Origin of the sequence: Peribacillus sp. NPDC097264, assembly GCF_050277925.1 — a bacterium.
Lineage (GTDB): Bacteria > Bacillota > Bacilli > Bacillales > DSM-1321 > Peribacillus.
In genome coordinates this window covers 57,174-75,299 of the sequence record NZ_JBNNSR010000013.1, presented here as the reverse complement: position 1 = coordinate 75,299, position 18,126 = coordinate 57,174, and the positions used below count along the sequence as shown (strand labels likewise).

Annotated in this window: 15 protein-coding genes; 14 read left to right on the top strand and 1 reads right to left on the bottom strand. The window is 43.5% G+C overall.

Annotated features, from left to right (window positions below):
• The first annotated feature begins 27 nt into the window (after window positions 1-27).
• The 4 genes from purM to purD are packed head-to-tail and all read left to right on the top strand — an operon-like array spanning window position 28 to window position 4,464.
• A complete protein-coding gene (gene purM / locus ACQKL0_RS18155; RefSeq protein ID WP_427688978.1) occupies window positions 28-1,056 on the top strand; it encodes a phosphoribosylformylglycinamidine cyclo-ligase in 1,029 nt (342 codons plus the stop codon).
• Entirely contained in the window at window positions 1,053-1,631 is a 579-nt protein-coding gene (gene purN / locus ACQKL0_RS18150) for a phosphoribosylglycinamide formyltransferase (protein ID WP_427688976.1), read from the top strand. Before purM ends, purN begins: the two co-directional genes overlap by 4 nt.
• A gap of 18 nt (window positions 1,632-1,649) precedes the next feature.
• A complete protein-coding gene (purH, locus tag ACQKL0_RS18145; protein ID WP_427688974.1) occupies window positions 1,650-3,185 on the top strand; it encodes a bifunctional phosphoribosylaminoimidazolecarboxamide formyltransferase/IMP cyclohydrolase in 1,536 nt (511 codons plus the stop codon).
• A gap of 19 nt (window positions 3,186-3,204) precedes the next feature.
• Window positions 3,205-4,464, top strand: a complete 1,260-nt coding sequence (purD, locus tag ACQKL0_RS18140) for a phosphoribosylamine--glycine ligase (RefSeq protein ID WP_427688972.1) — start codon at window positions 3,205-3,207, stop codon at window positions 4,462-4,464.
• Window positions 4,465-4,524: 60 nt separating this feature from the next.
• On the opposite strand, the gene ACQKL0_RS18135 is transcribed toward purD, so the two are convergent.
• Window positions 4,525-4,782: a YgaP-like transmembrane domain gene (locus tag ACQKL0_RS18135; protein WP_402872266.1), complete on the bottom strand. Its 258-nt coding sequence runs from the start codon at window positions 4,780-4,782 to the stop codon at window positions 4,525-4,527.
• Window positions 4,783-4,924: 142 nt separating this feature from the next.
• Here ACQKL0_RS18135 and ACQKL0_RS18130 point away from each other — a divergent pair, with 142 nt between their 5' ends.
• From ACQKL0_RS18130 to gatB, 10 genes are all read left to right on the top strand, one after another.
• On the top strand, window positions 4,925-6,670 hold the full coding sequence (locus ACQKL0_RS18130) for an adenine deaminase C-terminal domain-containing protein (RefSeq protein ID WP_427688970.1): 1,746 nt from the start codon (window positions 4,925-4,927) through the stop codon (window positions 6,668-6,670).
• A gap of 56 nt (window positions 6,671-6,726) precedes the next feature.
• Window positions 6,727-7,755 (top strand): DUF3048 domain-containing protein, encoded by a 1,029-nt coding sequence (locus ACQKL0_RS18125; protein WP_427688968.1) that lies wholly within the window; start codon window positions 6,727-6,729, stop codon window positions 7,753-7,755.
• A 12-nt stretch (window positions 7,756-7,767) separates the two neighbouring features.
• On the top strand, window positions 7,768-8,082 hold the full coding sequence (locus tag ACQKL0_RS18120; protein WP_402958616.1) for a YerC/YecD family TrpR-related protein: 315 nt from the start codon (window positions 7,768-7,770) through the stop codon (window positions 8,080-8,082).
• A 232-nt stretch (window positions 8,083-8,314) separates the two neighbouring features.
• Window positions 8,315-8,998 carry a heptaprenylglyceryl phosphate synthase gene (locus ACQKL0_RS18115; RefSeq protein ID WP_402872255.1) on the top strand — a complete coding sequence of 228 codons (684 nt, stop codon included), beginning with the start codon at window positions 8,315-8,317 and terminating at the stop codon, window positions 8,996-8,998.
• Between the two features lie 66 nt (window positions 8,999-9,064).
• Window positions 9,065-11,314: a DNA helicase PcrA gene (pcrA, locus tag ACQKL0_RS18110; RefSeq protein WP_402989348.1), complete on the top strand. Its 2,250-nt coding sequence runs from the start codon at window positions 9,065-9,067 to the stop codon at window positions 11,312-11,314.
• 100 nt (window positions 11,315-11,414) lie between these two features.
• Window positions 11,415-13,421, top strand: coding sequence for an NAD-dependent DNA ligase LigA (ligA, locus tag ACQKL0_RS18105; RefSeq protein WP_427688966.1), 2,007 nt, complete (start codon window positions 11,415-11,417; stop codon window positions 13,419-13,421).
• A 12-nt stretch (window positions 13,422-13,433) separates the two neighbouring features.
• The gene (locus tag ACQKL0_RS18100; protein ID WP_427688964.1) at window positions 13,434-14,603 is read left to right on the top strand and encodes a CamS family sex pheromone protein; all 1,170 of its coding nucleotides are present in this window, start codon (window positions 13,434-13,436) and stop codon (window positions 14,601-14,603) included.
• Between the two features lie 278 nt (window positions 14,604-14,881).
• Window positions 14,882-15,172, top strand: a complete 291-nt coding sequence (gene gatC, locus ACQKL0_RS18095) for an Asp-tRNA(Asn)/Glu-tRNA(Gln) amidotransferase subunit GatC (RefSeq protein WP_402872241.1) — start codon at window positions 14,882-14,884, stop codon at window positions 15,170-15,172.
• A gap of 12 nt (window positions 15,173-15,184) precedes the next feature.
• Complete coding sequence (gene gatA, locus ACQKL0_RS18090) at window positions 15,185-16,645, top strand: Asp-tRNA(Asn)/Glu-tRNA(Gln) amidotransferase subunit GatA (protein ID WP_427688962.1); 1,461 nt, start codon at window positions 15,185-15,187, stop codon at window positions 16,643-16,645.
• 12 nt (window positions 16,646-16,657) lie between these two features.
• Window positions 16,658-18,085, top strand: coding sequence for an Asp-tRNA(Asn)/Glu-tRNA(Gln) amidotransferase subunit GatB (gatB, locus tag ACQKL0_RS18085; RefSeq protein WP_427688960.1), 1,428 nt, complete (start codon window positions 16,658-16,660; stop codon window positions 18,083-18,085).
• Window positions 18,086-18,126: the final 41 nt, after the last annotated feature.

Here is an 18,126-nt window from a genome sequence, read left to right as displayed (position 1 = left end):
CGAGTGGTTTTCGGAGGGGGATTTCAAATGGCTAATGCATATAAGCAGGCTGGTGTCGATATCGAAGCGGGCTACGAAGCGGTAAATCGGATGAAGAAACATGTAAAACGGACATTTCGTCCTGAAGTAATGAACGGATTGGGAGGTTTCGGAGGCATGTTCGATTTGTCTTCGTTACACCTTAAAGAGCCTGTCCTTATATCGGGAACGGATGGAGTCGGGACGAAGCTTTTACTCGCGTTCATGATGGATAAACATGATACAATTGGAATTGATTGTGTAGCGATGTGCGTCAATGATGTGGTCGTACAGGGGGCTGCGCCGTTGTACTTTTTAGATTATATAGCTTGCGGCAAAGCTGATCCCGAGAGAATTGAAATGATCGTTAAAGGAATTGCGGACGGATGTGAGCAAGCAGGCTGTGCCTTAATCGGTGGGGAAACAGCTGAAATGCCAGGGATGTACGAAACCGAAGAATATGACGTGGCTGGGTTCACGGTTGGCGCGGTTGAAAAATCACGCTTAATTACGGGTGAGGACATATCCATTGGTGATGTTGTCATCGGTCTTGCTTCAAGCGGGATCCATAGCAATGGCTATTCACTAGTCCGTAAAATCCTCCTTGAAGATGCAGGAATGGATTTACATGAACTCGTGCCGGAGTTCGGTTGCAAATTGGGTGAAGAATTATTGAAACCGACAAGGATCTATGTCCAGTCGATATTGTCGACACTTGAAAAGTTTGAAGTGAAGGGACTAGCACATATTACAGGTGGTGGGTTCATCGAAAATATTCCGCGCATCCTTCCCGAAAACTGCGGTGTTGAAATTGAGTTGGGCAGTTGGACGATTCCCAAAGTTTTCTCGTACCTTGAGGAAAAAGGAAATCTTGTTCAGGAGGAAATGTTCAATATATTCAATATGGGCATCGGGATGACGGCCGTCGTGAGAAAATCGGATGCTCCTGCAATCATTGCGCATCTACAGTCTTGTGGTGAACAGGCTTCCGTTATAGGAACGATTGTTGAGGGAGAAGGAGTGTCTTTTAAACGATGAGGCGCCTTGCTGTCTTTGCATCGGGAAATGGAAGCAACTTTCAAGCCATCGCTGATGCAATAAAAGAGGGAAATCTAGAAGCGGAAATATGCCTTGTTGTTTGTGATCGTGAGGATGCTTATGTAATGGAGAGGGCCAGATTGGAGAACATTCCGGTATACTCATTTTCAGCAAAACAGTACGAAAATAAGGCAGGATATGAACGGGAGATATTGGACGAACTTCATGTCCATGGCGTGGACTTCATTGTTCTTGCTGGGTATATGCGGTTAATAGGAGCGACGTTATTAGGGAAGTATCCGCAAAGGATTGTGAATATTCACCCTTCTCTTTTGCCTTGTTTTCCCGGTAAGGATGCTATTGGCCAGGCATTTAAGGCTGAAGTGAAGGAAACCGGGGTCACGATTCATTATGTCGATGAGGGAATGGATACAGGACCGATCATTGCTCAAGAGGCAGTACCCATTCTTAACGGAGATACAAAAGACATCCTCCAAAAAAGAATTCAGGAATTGGAACATGATCTGTATCCAAAAATTTTGAACCGGCTATGCCAAGAGAAACAACATACATAATGGAGGGAACAACATATTATGAAGAAACGTGCGTTAATTAGTGTATCGGATAAAACAGGCATCGTAGAATTTGCCAAAGGGCTGAAAGAGGCCGGTTTTGAAATCATTTCAACGGGCGGTACGAGCAAAACATTACAGGATAATGGCGTGGATGTCATCGGTATCAGTGAAATCACTGGTTTCCCGGAAATTCTGGACGGCCGCGTTAAAACGCTACATCCGAATGTCCATGCAGCAGTCTTAGCCAAGCATGGAGATGAAGGGCATAGAGCTCAACTAGCAGAGCATCATATTGAACCGATTCAGTTGGTCTGTGTGAACCTTTATCCTTTCCAATCGACGATATCGAAACCGGATGTGACGGTGGAAGATGCGATTGAGAACATCGATATCGGAGGACCGACCATGCTACGTTCGTCTGCGAAAAACCACGAGTATGTGACGGTTATCGTCGATAGTGAGGATTATGCAACGGTATTGGCTGAGCTAAAAGAAAACGGAGATGTCTCAAAAACGACGAATCGTCGTCTGGCAGCTAAAGTCTTCCGTCATACAGCGGCATACGATGCCGTGATTTCAGAATATATGACTGAGCTTGCCGAAGAAGAGAATCCAGAATCACTTACTGTTACTTATGAATTGAAACAGTCGCTTCGTTATGGGGAAAATCCTCATCAAAAAGCAGCGTTCTATAAAAAACCGCTTGGATCTACCTTCTCGATTGCGGAAGCAAAACAACTGCACGGAAAAGAACTTTCATACAATAACATCAATGATGCAGACGCAGCCCTTCAAATCGTTAAGGAATTCAAAGAACCGGCAGCCGTGGCCGTCAAGCATATGAATCCTTGTGGAGTCGGTGTTGGTGATACGATTCTGGAAGCATTCGATAAAGCGTATGAAGCGGATTCCACTTCGATTTTTGGTGGCATCATCGCCTTGAACCGTGAAGTGGATAAAGCGACTGCGGAAAAGCTTCACGAAATTTTCCTTGAAATCATCATCGCTCCAGGATTCTCTAAGGAAGCATTGGATGTATTGACAAGTAAGAAGAACCTTCGTCTATTAACGGTTAATTTCCAGGCTGCTAAAAAACCGGAACGTAAATTGACTTCAATTGAAGGTGGTTTACTCGTGCAAGAACGTGATGCTTTCGGTTTGAAGGATGCAGAAGTAAAAGTGGCAACAAAACGCGAACCGACCGCAGAAGAGTGGAAAGCTCTTGAACTTGGTTGGAAAATCGTAAAACATGTCAAATCGAATGCCATCGTTATTTGTAATGATCAGATGACATTGGGCGTGGGTGCAGGGCAAATGAACCGTGTCGGCGCAGCAAAAATAGCTCTAGAACAAGCTAGTGAAAGAGTAGCGGGAAGTGCTTTGGCATCGGATGCTTTCTTCCCTATGGACGATACCGTGGAGGCGGCGGCAAAAGCAGGCGTAACGGCAATCATCCAGCCAGGTGGATCGAAGAAAGACCAAGATTCAATTGATAAAGCCGATGAATATGGAATAGCAATGGTATTCACAGGAGTTCGCCACTTTAAACATTAATCGAAGATGAGGTGCGGTAATGAATGTACTAGTGATTGGCCGTGGAGGCAGGGAGCACGCTATCGCCCGTAAACTGTTTGAAAGCAAACGGGTTAAGAAAGTCTTCGTGGCGCCAGGGAATCCCGGCATGGCAGATGTTGCCGAACTTATATCAATCGAGGAAACCAAACATCAAGAATTGGTCGCTTTCGCAAAAGAAAATGCGATTGCTTTGACGGTGATTGGACCGGAAACGCCTTTACTTAATGGGTTGGCTGATGACTTTGAGAAAGAAAACTTGCAGGTGTTCGGACCAAACAGCCGGGCTGCGGTCATTGAAGGAAGTAAATCATTTGCCAAGAATTTAATGAGGGATTATCATATTCCAACAGCAGAATATGAGACGTTTTCTGATTATGAGCAGGCAAAGGCATATATCGAAAAAGTGGGCGCTCCCATTGTCATCAAGGCTGATGGTCTGGCTGCGGGCAAAGGCGTAGTAGTCGCCATGACGATGCAGGAAGCAATGGAAGCCATTCATGATATGCTAGTCGGTGCAAAGTTCGGGGAAGCTTCAGCAAAGGTTGTCATCGAGGAATACCTGGATGGCGAGGAGTTTTCATTGATGGCCTTCGTGAACGGGGATAAAGTATATCCAATGGTTATCGCACAGGATCATAAACGTGCCTACAATGGTGATAAAGGACCGAATACTGGTGGAATGGGTGCGTACTCCCCCGTCCCTCAAATATCCGATAGTATGGTGCAAGCAGCGGTAGATGCTATTCTGCAACCGACGGTTCATGCGATGATTTCAGAAAATCGCCGATTTTCAGGCATATTATATGCCGGGTTAATTGCAACGGAAAAGGGTACAAAAGTGATTGAATTCAATGCCCGTTTTGGGGATCCGGAAACTCAAGTAGTATTGCCCCGCTTAAAGACGGATTTCGTCGATACTCTTGAAGCGGTCCTTGCAGGGGAAGATTTAGATCTTGAATGGGATGATGAAGCGGTTCTTGGTGTAGTCGTGGCTGCAGAAGGCTATCCTGGAGCATACACGAAGGGGTCGGTAATCAAAGGGTTGGATAGGATTCAGCCGGACACCCATATTTACCATGCCGGGACGGCCAAAAACGACCAGGGAGATCTTGTTTCCAATGGAGGCAGGGTATTGCTTGTTGCGGCTAAAGGAAACGACCTTGCGTCTGCCCAAAGACAAGTCTATAAAGAAGTAGAACATATTGAAAAAGAAGGCCTGTTTTGGCGTACGGATATTGGATATCGAGCCATAGAATAGGTTCCTTGACCATAAAAAGAAGCTGGCTCAAATCTCGAGTCAGCTTCTTTTAAAATGAAATCAATACGAATCAGATTGGTCATCCCTGTTCTGCTTATCCTTCATCATGGCTTGACCATTTTCCATTACATCGACAACGGGGCAATAGCGCAATATGCCTTCGCCTATTTTCATGGCAGCAAGGATGACCACCATTAAGTAAGATTGATTTTTCCATGGTTTTTTAACCATTTTCGCTGTGGCCCAGGTAAGAAAGGTAAAGCCACAGGTAATCCGCATAAGCGCATTGACTATGCTGATATTTTGTTTGAATTTCATGATAAGTTCATCCTTTCACAAAAATTTCACAGTATTCTGGTTAACTTTACTGTGTTAATGAAATAAATATGTTACTATAAGATAAAATTGGATTGAATTGGGATTTCAATTCCTTTGTCTTACAATTCATGGAGGGATGTTTATGCTGGAACAACGTTATAGATGGAAAAATAAACATCTACGGGAACATATAGATGTGCTGGATGGAAAGAGGTCACCACACATCCTTTTGAAAAATGCTACATATTTAAACCAGGCTTTACGAAAATGGGTGAAAGCAAATATATGGATTTATGACGATCGCATTATCTATGTCGGTACAAACCTTCCTGAAAATATAGACCGCTGTGAAATGGTTGATTGTTCAGATCAGTACCTAGTCCCGGGATATATTGAGCCGCATTCACACCCTTCTCAATTATATAATCCCCTGTCTTTCTCACGCTATGCATCCCATTTTGGGACAACGACACTTATCAACGATAACCTGCCATTCCTTTTGCAATTAGGAAAAAAGAAAGCGTTTTCTCTTTTGAAGGAGCTACGTAACATCCCTGTTACGATGTATTGGTGGAGCCGTTTTGATGGACAAACGGAGTTGATCGATGAAGATACCGTATTTTCTCATGGAGCGGTTAAATCCTGGCTTGAGCATGATGCCGTTTTACAGGGCGGTGAACTGACGGGGTGGCCTAAGCTTCTTGATGGCGATGACATGATGCTGCATTGGATTCAGGAGGCCAAGCGGATGAGGAAGAAGATAGAGGGTCACTTTCCTGGTGCTTCTGAGAAAACACTTGCCAAGATGACACTATTTGGAGCCGATTGTGACCATGAGGCCATGACAGGTGATGAGGTGATGGAGCGCTTACTTCAAGGCTATTTCGTTTCATTAAGGCATTCATCCATCCGTCCGGATCTCCCAAACATATTGCAGGAAATTCATGAACTGGGTATCGATCAATATGATAAGTTCTTTTATACAACGGATGGTTCACCACCCTCTTTTTATGAAAAGGGATTCATAGATTGCTTGATTAAAATAGCAATCGAACAGGGTGTACCAGTCATTGACGCCTATAATATGGCCACTATCAATATCGCACGCTATTATAATATTGAATATCTCCATGGCAATATTGCTACGGGCAGAGTCGCCAATATCAATTTTCTGTCTGATATCGAGGAGCCCGCCCCGGTTTCTGTCATGGCTAAAGGGAAATGGGTGAAGCGGGATGGGGAAATCATTCCGGATTCACAAGAAATCAACTGGAGCGATTTTGATTTTAAACCGTTGGAAATGGACTGGGACCTTAGCTTGAAGGAAGATTTCGAATTCTCGATGCCGTTCGGAATAGAGCTGGTCAATAACGTGATCACCAAACCATATTCCCTTTCAAACGATGTGGGATATGAAGAGCTTACCTTTCAAGATGATGAGTGTTTCTTCATGCTCATCGATAAGGAAGGGAAATGGCGGATCAATACGATACTGAAGGGGTTTGCCGATAAGTTATGCGGTTTTGCAGCCACCTATACGAATACCGGAGATATCATTTTGATTGGGAAACGTAAGAAGGATATGCACCTGGCCTTCAACCGGCTGAAGGAAATCGGCGGCGGTATTGTTTTGACAGAGCAAGAAGAAGTGATTCATGAGGTGCCATTAACATTAAAAGGGATAATGTCCAATAAGGAAGTTCCTGAATTAATTATAGAAGAAAATGAATTGAAAAGATTGTTGCGTGAACGGGGTTATCGCTTCGCTGATCCCGTATATACCCTATCCTTTTTTTCTACGACCCATTTACCGTATATCAGGGTTACCCAGCGTGGGGTATATGATGTAATGAATAAAAATATACTCTTCCCTACTATAATGCGTTAAAATATAAAAGAACGCAGCAAACGACACGGTTGAGTAATCAGGAGCGTGAAAAGTGTATGAAAAAGTTTCTTTTCATCATGATAGCGATGTTACTTTTAGTAGGCTGTTCAGCGAAGGATAAGACAGAGGAAGACCAGCAAGACGAATCTGTCATGAAAGATACAGATGGTTCTTCAGGTGTTTTTCCGCTAACGGGAAAAAGCACAGATGGAGAGAAGAAGCGTAGGGCCGTAGCGGTGATGATCAATAATCACCCACAGGCGCGTCCCCAATCGGGTCTTTCTGAAGCGGACATCGTTTATGAATTGCTGGCGGAGGGTGACATTACAAGGTTGTTAGCCGTTTTCCAGAGTGAGACCCCAGATCAAATCGGTCCGATTAGAAGTGCGAGAGATTATTATATCGAACTTGCCAAAGGCTTGGACTGTCTCTATGTATGCCACGGTAATAGCCCGGAGGCAAAGACGATGCTTGACAAAGGTTATGTTGATAACTTGAATGGCTTATATTATGATGGTACTCTATTTCAGCGGACTACAGACCGAAAAGCCCCTCATAACTCCTACACCTCTTTTGAAAATATCGAAAAAGGTGCAAAGGAAAAAGGCTATGAGTTGACTGGTGCCCCCGAACCGTTTGCATTCTTGACGGAGGAAGAGGCAAAAGGTCTGCAAGGAGATGCCGCTTTGAACATCGATGTCGTCTATGGAGATGCAACATCCAATGTTCATTATGAGTATGAAAAAGCAGAAGAAAAATACACACGTTATTCGAATGGTGAGCAAACGGTTGAGTATCAATCTAAGAAACCTGTCCTGTTAGATAATATATTCATCATTGAGGCTGCTCATCAGGTGGTTGACGATAAAGGACGCCGAAAGATTGATTTGAAAAGCGGCGGAAAAGGTTACCTACTTCAAAAGGGGAAAATCAATGAAGTAGAATGGGTGAATAAAGATGACCGGATTATACCCGTGATTAATGGGAAAGAAGTAGGGTTGGTGACAGGCAAGACCTGGGTCAACGTAATTCCGAACCAACCAGGTATAGATAAGAACGTGTCATTTGATGCCCAAGAAAATTAAGGGGGAGTATGTATGCAAATTGATAAGTTAAGAGGGAAAGCGACAGATCAATTGTTTAAGTCGATTCTTTCTTTGCGCGATTTAGACGAGTGCTATCGCTTTTTTGATGATTTATGCACCGTCAATGAAATATCATCTTTGGCACAACGTCTTGAAGTGGCCCGCATGCTTGAGGAAGGTAAAACTTATCATAAGATTGAAACGGAAACCGGAGCCAGCACGGCTACGATATCCAGGGTCAAACGTTGCTTGAACTACGGGAACGACGCTTATTCCATGGCCATCAATCGCATTAAAGAAGATGTAGAGGAACCAACTGAAACGTAATGGGACGTTTCTTATAATGGATGAATCGAAAAAAACCGAGGAACTCGTTTTCTTGGTTTTTTATTTTGAGTTTATCCAGGTGGTCGGCAGCTTTTTGAGAGGAGTTGCCACGATAGAGTGGGTTTTCGATTCGTAGGTTTTTTTTGGAAAATTTTTTATCAGCACTTCTCTTTTTTTATGAAAAATCTTAATGCTATAATGGTTTAATGGGAAGTGTGAATGGAGGATTATTATGTACGATTTTCGCGAGTGGAAACATGTTTTCAAACTCGATCCAAATAAAGAAATAAGCGATGAAGCATTGGAAAAGGTTTGTGAATCTGGAACAGATGCCATTATGGTCGGCGGCACGGACGGAGTCACGCTTGAGAATGTGCTTCATTTAATGGCAAGGGTCAGGCGCTATACCGTTCCGTGCGTGATGGAGATTTCGTCAGTGGAAACGGTGACGCCGGGGTTCGATTTATATTTTATCCCAAGTGTGTTGAATAGCACCGATCCTGATTGGATGATGAAATTGCATCAGCAGGCGGTCAAGGAATACGGATATTTAATGAATTGGGACGAGATTTTTGTCGAGGGATATTGTATCCTCAACCCTGATTGCAAGGTGGCTCAATTGACGAATGCCAACACTGAATTGGATATGGATGATGTGGGTGCCTATGCGATGATGGCCGAAAAGATGTTCAATCTCCCTATTTTTTATCTGGAGTATAGCGGTATATATGGAGATGTCCGGATGCTGGAGGCCGCTAAAGAGAGCATGGAGAATAGCGTGCTATTCTATGGAGGCGGCATTAAATCAGTCGAACAGGCTAAAGAAATGGCCAAGTTTGCGGATGTTATCGTAGTTGGAAATGTAATTTATGAAGACTTGAAGGCGGCACTTGCAACGGTTGCCGCTGTTAAATAAAACGTTCATGGAATTAATGAAGTGTAGTATAATAAAAGAACAAATGTTCGTACAGGCGGTGTAATGATGCAATATTTAGCGGAAAAATTACTAACGGGTTTGAATGAACAACAACAAAAAGCAGTAAAAGCAACGGATGGCCCACTATTGATCATGGCTGGTGCAGGTAGTGGAAAGACCCGTGTTTTAACACATAGGATCGCATACTTGATGGTGGAGAAAGAAATCGCTCCTTGGAATATCCTCGCCATTACGTTTACCAACAAAGCGGCCCGAGAAATGAAAGAAAGAATCCGTGCGATTCTAGGTGGAGCATCCGAGGACATTTGGATTTCGACGTTTCACTCCATGTGTGTCCGGATTTTACGAAGAGATATCGACCGGATGGGTTTCAACCGGAACTTCTCCATTTTAGACACGACAGATCAGCAATCAGTCGTTAAGCAAATCCTGAAAGACCGCAATTTGGATCCAAAGAAATATGATTATCGGGCTATCCTTGGAAGTATCAGCTCGGCGAAAAATGAATTGGTCGGTCCGGAAGAATACCAAAAAACCGCATCGGACTTTTTCACAAAAATCACGGCGGATGTCTATACGGAATATCAAAAAAGGTTACGGAAAAACTCAGCACTTGATTTTGATGATTTGATCATGATGACGATCCAATTATTCCAGATTGTTCCGGAAGTTTTGGAATACTATCAACGCAAGTTTCAATATATCCATGTCGATGAGTATCAAGATACCAACCGTGCCCAATATATGCTTGTTAAACTACTTGCCTCACGTTTTCGTAATCTATGCGTTGTAGGGGATTCGGATCAGTCGATCTATCGGTGGCGCGGTGCGGATATAGCCAATATCCTTTCTTTTGAAAAGGATTACCCGAATGCGACGATGATTTTCCTTGAACAGAATTACCGTTCAACGAAAAAGATCCTTGAAGCGGCCAATAAGGTCATTGATAATAACCAAAACCGTAAGCCGAAGAATCTATGGACAGAGAACGTAGCGGGTAATAAGTTATCTTATTTCAGGGCAGACAATGAGCAAGGTGAAGCACAATTCGTAGCAGGGAAAATAAATGAATTAACGCTAAAAGGCGAAAGAAAGTATTCTGATATAGCTATCCTGTATCGGACAAACGCACAGTCCCGGGTAATGGAGGAAGTGCTGCTTAAGTCAAACATCAACTATGCCATTGTCGGCGGTACCAAGTTCTATGATCGTAAAGAGATCAAGGACCTGCTTGCTTATCTGCGGCTCATCGCCAATCCTGACGATGATATTAGCCTGCGCCGTGTAATCAATGTTCCAAAACGCGGCATTGGCGCAACATCGATGGATAAGGTGGCGGATTACGCCAATCAATATGATATTTCCATTTATAAAGCGCTCGAGTCGATAGAAATGATCGGGATTAGCGGGAAGGCGACGAAGGCAGCCCGTGAATTCCATACATTGATTACGAATTATACGAATCAGCAGGAATTTTTGTCCGTTACGGAATTGGTAGAAGAAGTCATCGAAAAAACGGGATACCGTGAAATGTTAAGGGCTGAAAAAACGATTGAATCACAAAGCCGCCTAGAAAATATTGATGAGTTTCTATCCGTGACGAAAGCATTTGAAAGTAATAGTGAAGATAAATCATTAGTGGGCTTTTTAACGGATTTGGCGTTGGTGGCCGATATCGATAAACTAGATGAAAACCCTGAAGACGCTAACGATGCGGTAACGCTGATGACGCTCCATTCTGCGAAGGGCCTCGAATATCCGGTCGTCTTTTTACTTGGGCTTGAGGAAGGGGTATTCCCACATAGCCGCTCCCTCATGGATGAGGAAGAGATGGAAGAAGAACGCCGTCTTGCCTACGTGGGCATTACAAGGGCTGAAAACGAATTGTTTTTAAGCAATGCCCAAATGCGGACACTTTACGGACGCACGAACATGAATCCAGTGTCCCGTTTCATTTCGGAAATCCCGGCAGAACTTCTGGAAGATTTAAAACCGAAACCCGCTCCCAAGTCTAAGCAAACTTCATTCAGTTCTTCGGCGAGGACAGGTTCTACTGCACCTACCCATGCTAGAAAAACACCTAGCTTCGGACGTGCTGTTTCTTCCCCATCTGCAACAGGCGGTGAAGAAATAGGCTGGGCTGTCGGTGATAAGGCTTCCCATAAAAAATGGGGTGTCGGAACGGTAGTCAGTGTAAAAGGGGAAGGCGAAGGAAAAGAATTGGATATCGCATTTCCTAGTCCGACCGGAATCAAGCGTTTGTTGGCGAAGTTTGCACCAATCGAAAAAGTTTAAGCTATGAATATACGCCTACTGGCAAAGGATAAAGTTACCTGCATGTACGTCGCCTTCTCATTTAGAAGGCGACCGGGTTTCTTTAGAAAGGATTGAATGTATGGATATACAAGCTGCAAAGAAAAGTGTCCTTGAATTACAAACACTATTAAATCAATACAGTTATGAATACTATGTGCTGGATCAACCTTCTGTGCCGGATGCCGAATATGACCGACTTTTACGCGATCTCATCGAGCTTGAGGAAAAATTCCCCGAGTTGAAGACTCCTGATTCTCCAACGCAGCGTGTGGGCGGGGCCATCCTGGATATGTTTGAAAAAGTGGAGCACACAACACCCATGCTTAGCCTGGGCAATGCCTTCAATGAAGATGATCTACGTGATTTTGATAGAAAGGTCCGTCAGGCCGTTGGGGAGAATTATTCCTATGTATGTGAGTTGAAAATCGATGGATTGGCCGTCACTCTTCAATATGAAAATGGTTACTTCATAAAAGGGGCGACCCGGGGGGATGGAACCATTGGTGAAGATATCACCGAGAACCTGAAAACAATCAAATCCATTCCATTGAAGATCAGGAAACCAATCGGAATCGAAGTCCGTGGAGAGGCATTCATGCCGAAGAGATCCTTTGAAGGGTTGAATGCGGCGAAAGAAGAACGTGGGGAAGAACCGTTTGCGAATCCTCGTAATGCAGCAGCTGGTTCTTTAAGGCAGCTTGATCCCAAGCTTGCGGCAAAGCGGAATCTGGACATTTTTCTTTACGCCATTTCCGATTTAGGAGAAACTGGGGTTGGTTCCCATGGTGAAGCGCTCGATTTACTGGACGAACTAGGATTTAAGACGAATAAAGAACGAAAGACCTGTTCGAATATAGATGAGGTACTCGCCTATATCGAAAATTGGACAGAACAGCGTCCAAACTTGGCGTATGATATCGATGGGATTGTCGTAAAAGTCGATTCACTTGAACAACAGGATGAATTGGGATTCACGGCCAAAAGCCCAAGATGGGCAATCGCCTACAAGTTCCCGGCAGAAGAAGTGGTCACGACGCTAAGGTCCATTGAACTGAATGTTGGTCGTACGGGTGTTTTGACGCCAACGGCTGTATTGGATCCTGTCAGAGTCGCGGGCTCTACCGTTCAACGGGCTTCACTACATAATGAAGATTTAATCCGGGAGAAAGATATTCGGATTGGAGACCAAGTGGTCGTAAAAAAGGCAGGCGATATTATACCAGAGGTCGTCAATGTACTAGTGGAACGCCGTACAGGTGAAGAAGTAGAATTCCAGATGCCGACTGAATGCCCTGAATGTGAAAGTGAGCTTGTGAGACTTGAAGGGGAAGTGGCCCTGCGTTGCATCAACCCTAAATGTCCCGCTCAGATTCGTGAAGGGTTAATTCACTTTGTATCACGTACTGCCATGAATATCGAAAGTATGGGTGAAAAGGTCATCAGCCAGCTTTTCAAGGAAGAACTGATACACGATGTAGCCGATATATATAAACTTACGTATGATCAAGTCATTGAATTGGAACGGATGGGGGAAAAATCCGTCAATAAGTTGCTTCAAGCGATAGAGGCATCTAAAAGCAATTCACTTGAAAAGTTGTTATTCGGTCTTGGTATCCGACATGTCGGTTCGAAAGCCGCGAAGACGCTAGCACGGGAGTTCGGCACCATGGATGCCCTGAGCAAGGCAAGCCGCGAACAATTAACGGGAATCAACGAAATCGGTGAAAAAATGGCCGATTCAATCGTTGCGTATTTTGAGCAAGAAGAAGTTCATGCGTTGCTAGAGGAGTTGAAATCAGCGGGTGTGAATCTGGCCTATAAAGGGGCTAGAGCCATTCCAGTGGAAGAAATCGATTCTATATTTGCAGGGAAAACGGTTGTTTTGACCGGGAAACTACATCAGCTTACACGCAATGAAGCAAAAGAGAAATTAGAAGCACTAGGTGCCAACGTCGCTGGAAGTGTCAGCAAGAAGACTGATTTGGTTGTGGCAGGCGAAGATGCTGGATCAAAGCTTGAAAAGGCAGAGAGCTTAGGTGTCCTAGTGTGGGATGAAGAGAGACTAATCGAGGAATTTACTAAATAAGAGGTGTAGGCTATGAGGAAACACTCCATTTTGGGAATGCTTCTTATCCTATTGCTTGCTGGTTGTGCACCAAGTTTCGATGATGAGCAAGAGGTAGTGAAAGATTCCAAGGACAAAGAGGAGACAGCAATCATTCCGAAATACAAAATTTCGGATGAATATTATCAAACGATTCTTCCATTTGAGCCATCCAAGGCCCGCGGTTTGGTTGTATCGAATTTAAACACTCGATACGATATAGAAGAATTTGAAAACGGACTTATGCGATTGGCGCAAAATCAGTTTAATCCAGACGATTATTTGTTCCAAGAAGGACAAATGCTTGACAGTTCGACGATTTCATCTTGGCTGAACAGAAAATACACAAAAAGCCAGTTGAAAGAAAAAGACTTGAAAGCCAGTGAGAATCTAGGCTTGAACCCTGTAGATACAGGTAAGGGTGACATTGATAAACGGAATGAAGAAAACCCAATCTATCTAGCTCATATTCTGGAACATAATTACTTGACGAAAACGGAAGATAATAAAGTCAGCCTTGGCGGTGTCGTCATCGGCCTTGCCTTGAATTCGGTTCATTATTATCAAAAAGAAGCATATGGTGCCACGTATGAAACCAAAATAGATAGTAAGGAACTGAAAAGAGAAGGAGAACAAATCGCGGAAGAAGTCCTGAAACGATTACGTAAAACGGAAAAATTAAAGAATGTGCCGATTACGATTGCCCTTTTCGAACAGAACGAGAAATCTTCCGTCGTCCCTGGGAATTTCATATCCTATACGAATATCGAAAAGAGCTCTAATGAAATCAAGAAATGGAACAGTGTAGATGAAAAATACTACCTATTCCCTTCGACAAAAGCAGAAAAAAAATATAGGGACGACATCAACACCTTCACCAATTTCAAAGAGGATGTCGAAGAGTATTTCCCTAACTTCAATGGCGTAATAGGCCGGGCCTTTTATATGGACAACCAATTACAGAAGTTGAACATCGACATACCCATTCAATTCTATGGGAATTCCGAAGCTATCGGCTTCACTCAATATGTAGCGGGTCTCGTGATGGAACGTTTTCCAAAGTATATTTCCGTGCAAGTATCAATCACTTCGGTCAACGGACCAGAAGCACTCATCGTCCGTCAGGCAAATCAAGATGAACCGACTGTGCATATATACGAATAAAGGAAAAGGAGGAGATGGAGCCTGATATGGCTCCATCTTCTTTCATGATTAGTAAGGGGTTTTGGAGAGTTACGAGGTATCTTAGGATTCCGCCAGGAAATTTCCGACAGCATTCTCATATTTCCCGGAAAATACTTCTTTTTCCTTTGAAAATTTTGAAATTCGACATTGCAACTCTTGTTGCTTTACTGTGTAATAGTTTGATATGATTTAAACGATGATTTTCTGGAGAAAAGCGACTAGATTCAGTGGCTTTGGATATTTTGGAGGTGAAGAGAATGTCACGTATAACTATGGACCAAGTTAAGCACGTTGCCCATTTGGCACGTTTGGCAATTACGGAAGAAGAAGCAGAAAAATTCCAACATCAGCTTGATCAAATGATTTCATTTGCTGAACAGTTGAATGAACTTGATACAGACCAGGTAAAACCGACTTCTCACGTTTTGGATATGAAAAATGTAATGCGTGAAGATGTAGCGAAACCAGGACTACCGGTGGAAGAAGTAGTCAAGAATGCACCAGATAGCAAAGATGGTTATATCCGCGTACCATCTATAATGGAATAAGGAGGGACAATGATGTCGTTGTTCGAACAAAAGGTTTCCGAGCTTCATGAACGTTTACATAATAAAGAAATCAGTGTTACTGATCTTGTTAACGAATCGTATGAACGGATCGGACAGGTAGAAGACAAGGTACAGGCATTTTTAACATTAGATGAAGAAAACGCCCGCAACCAAGCAAAAAAAATGGATGACCAATTAGCTAAAGGCGAGAGTCAAGGCGTCTTGTTCGGTATGCCGATTGGTGTAAAAGATAATATTGTCACAAAAGATTTACGGACTACATGTGCAAGTAAAATATTGGAGAACTTCAATCCAATATATGATGCCACTGCCGTTCAAAAATTACAAAGTGCTGAAACAGTGACGATTGGTAAGTTGAACATGGATGAATTCGCGATGGGATCTTCAAATGAGAACTCAGCCTATAAGGCGACACGCAATCCATGGAATACGGATTATGTACCAGGTGGGTCTTCAGGCGGTTCAGCTGCCTCTGTCGCTGCTGGTGAAGTCCTGTTCTCATTAGGTTCGGATACAGGTGGTTCGATTCGCCAACCGGCTGCTTATTGCGGAGTCGTTGGCTTAAAACCTACATATGGACGGGTATCCCGTTTTGGACTTGTGGCATTTGCTTCTTCATTAGACCAAATTGGTCCGATTACGAGAACGGTTGAAGATAATGCATATTTGCTTGAAGCGATTTCTGGTGTCGATCCAATGGATTCCACATCGGCTAACGTGGATGTGCCAAGTTTTGTGAACTCATTAACAGGCGATGTTAAAGGATTGAAAATTGCTGTGCCAAAGGAATACCTTGGTGAAGGCGTTGGGGAAGAGGCACGTAATTCCGTGCTTGAAGCTCTAAAAGTATTAGAAGGACTTGGAGCAGAATGGGAAGAGGTATCATTGCCGCATTCCAAATACGCTCTAGCGGCCTACTACCTGCTTTCTTCATCTGAAGCGTCTGCCAACCTTTCTCGCTTTGACGGAGTTCGTTACGGTCATCGTACGGATAACGCCGAAACACTAATCGAGATGTACAAGCAAACACGTGCGGAAGGATTCGGTGAAGAAGTAAAACGCCGTATCATGCTCGGAACGTTCTCCTTAAGCTCTGGCTATTATGATGCTTATTATAAAAAAGCTCAAAAAGTCCGTACATTAATCAAAAAAGACTTTGAAGATGTATTCGAAAAATATGATGTCATCGTGGGACCAACGACGCCTACACCAGCATTCAAAGTCGGTGAGAATATCAACGATCCATTAACGATGTATGCGAATGATATTTTGACGATTCCAGTCAATCTTGCGGGTGTACCAGGCATTTCGGTACCATGCGGATTCGCGGCTAATGGTCTTCCACTTGGTCTACAAATGATCGGGAAGCATTTTGATGAAAGCACGATTTATCGCGCAGCTCACGCTTTTGAGCAAGCAACAGATTTTCATAAACAATTTCCTAAGCTGTAAGGGGTGAAATAAATGGACTTTGAAACGGTAATTGGTCTAGAAGTACACGTAGAATTAAAGACAGATTCAAAAATCTTCTCAAGCAGCCCGAATCATTTCGGTGCCTCTCCAAATAGCAATACGACTGTCATTGATCTTGGTTATCCTGGGGTGCTGCCAGTCGTCAATAAAAAGGCTGTTGATTTTGCAATGAAGGCAGCCATTGCGCTGAATTGTGAAGTAGCAGAGATTACGAAATTCGACCGTAAAAATTATTTTTATCCAGATAATCCGAAAGCCTATCAAATTTCACAATTTGATCAACCAATCGGGGAACATGGATGGATTGAAATCGAAGTCGGCGGAAAGAAAAAGAAAATCGGCATTACCCGTATCCATATGGAAGAAGATGCAGGGAAACTTACACATAAAGGCAATCATTCTCTATGTGACTATAACCGCCAAGGTACGCCACTTGTTGAAATCGTATCCGAGCCGGATATCACGTCTCCAGAAGAGGCCTATGCCTATCTTGAAAAGTTGAAATCCATCATTCAATACACGGGTGTCAGTGATTGTAAAATGGAAGAAGGCTCACTTCGTTGTGACGCCAACATCTCCTTGAAACCGGTTGGTCAAAAGGAATTCGGTACGAAAACGGAACTGAAGAACTTGAACTCGTTCAACTTCGTTCGTAAAGGACTTGAGCATGAAGAAATCCGCCAAGCCGAAATATTGAATGAAGGTGGCGTCATTGAACAAGAAACACGCCGTTTCGATGAGGCTACTGGCAGAACGGTTCTGATGCGTGTCAAAGAGGGTTCTGATGATTATCGTTACTTCCCGGAACCGGACTTATTGACGATCCATATCGATGAGGAATGGAAAGCACGTATTGCTGCGGAAATTCCTGAACTGCCGGATGCACGGAAAAAGCGGTATGCTGAAGAGTTTGGCTTACCGGAGTATGATGCGGCTGTTCTTACCGTAACAAAAGAAATGGCCGATTTCTTTGAAGCATCGGTTGCGGCAGGTGCGGATGCAAAACTGGCGTCAAACTGGATCATGGGTGAAGTTTCTGCATTCTTGAATGCTGAAGGAAAAGAACTTCACGATGTGGCATTGACTGCCGAGTCATTGGCAGGCATGATCAAACTTATCAAAGATGGCACAATTTCTTCTAAAATCGCGAAAAAGGTATTCAAGGAATTGATTGAAAACGGCGGTGACGCTGAAGCTATCGTTAAGGAAAAAGGACTTGTCCAGATTTCTGACGAAGGTGCGTTAAAGACGGCTGTTGAGGAAGCCTTGAATAATAACCCTCAATCGATTGAAGACTTTAAAGCGGGTAAACAAAAAGCTATTGGATTCCTTGTCGGACAAATCATGAAAGCGACAAAAGGACAAGCCAATCCACAACTTGTAAATAAAATCTTGATTGAAGAAATCAATAAACGCTAATCGATGGCCGTATCACTTCCGGGTGGTACGGTTTTCTCATG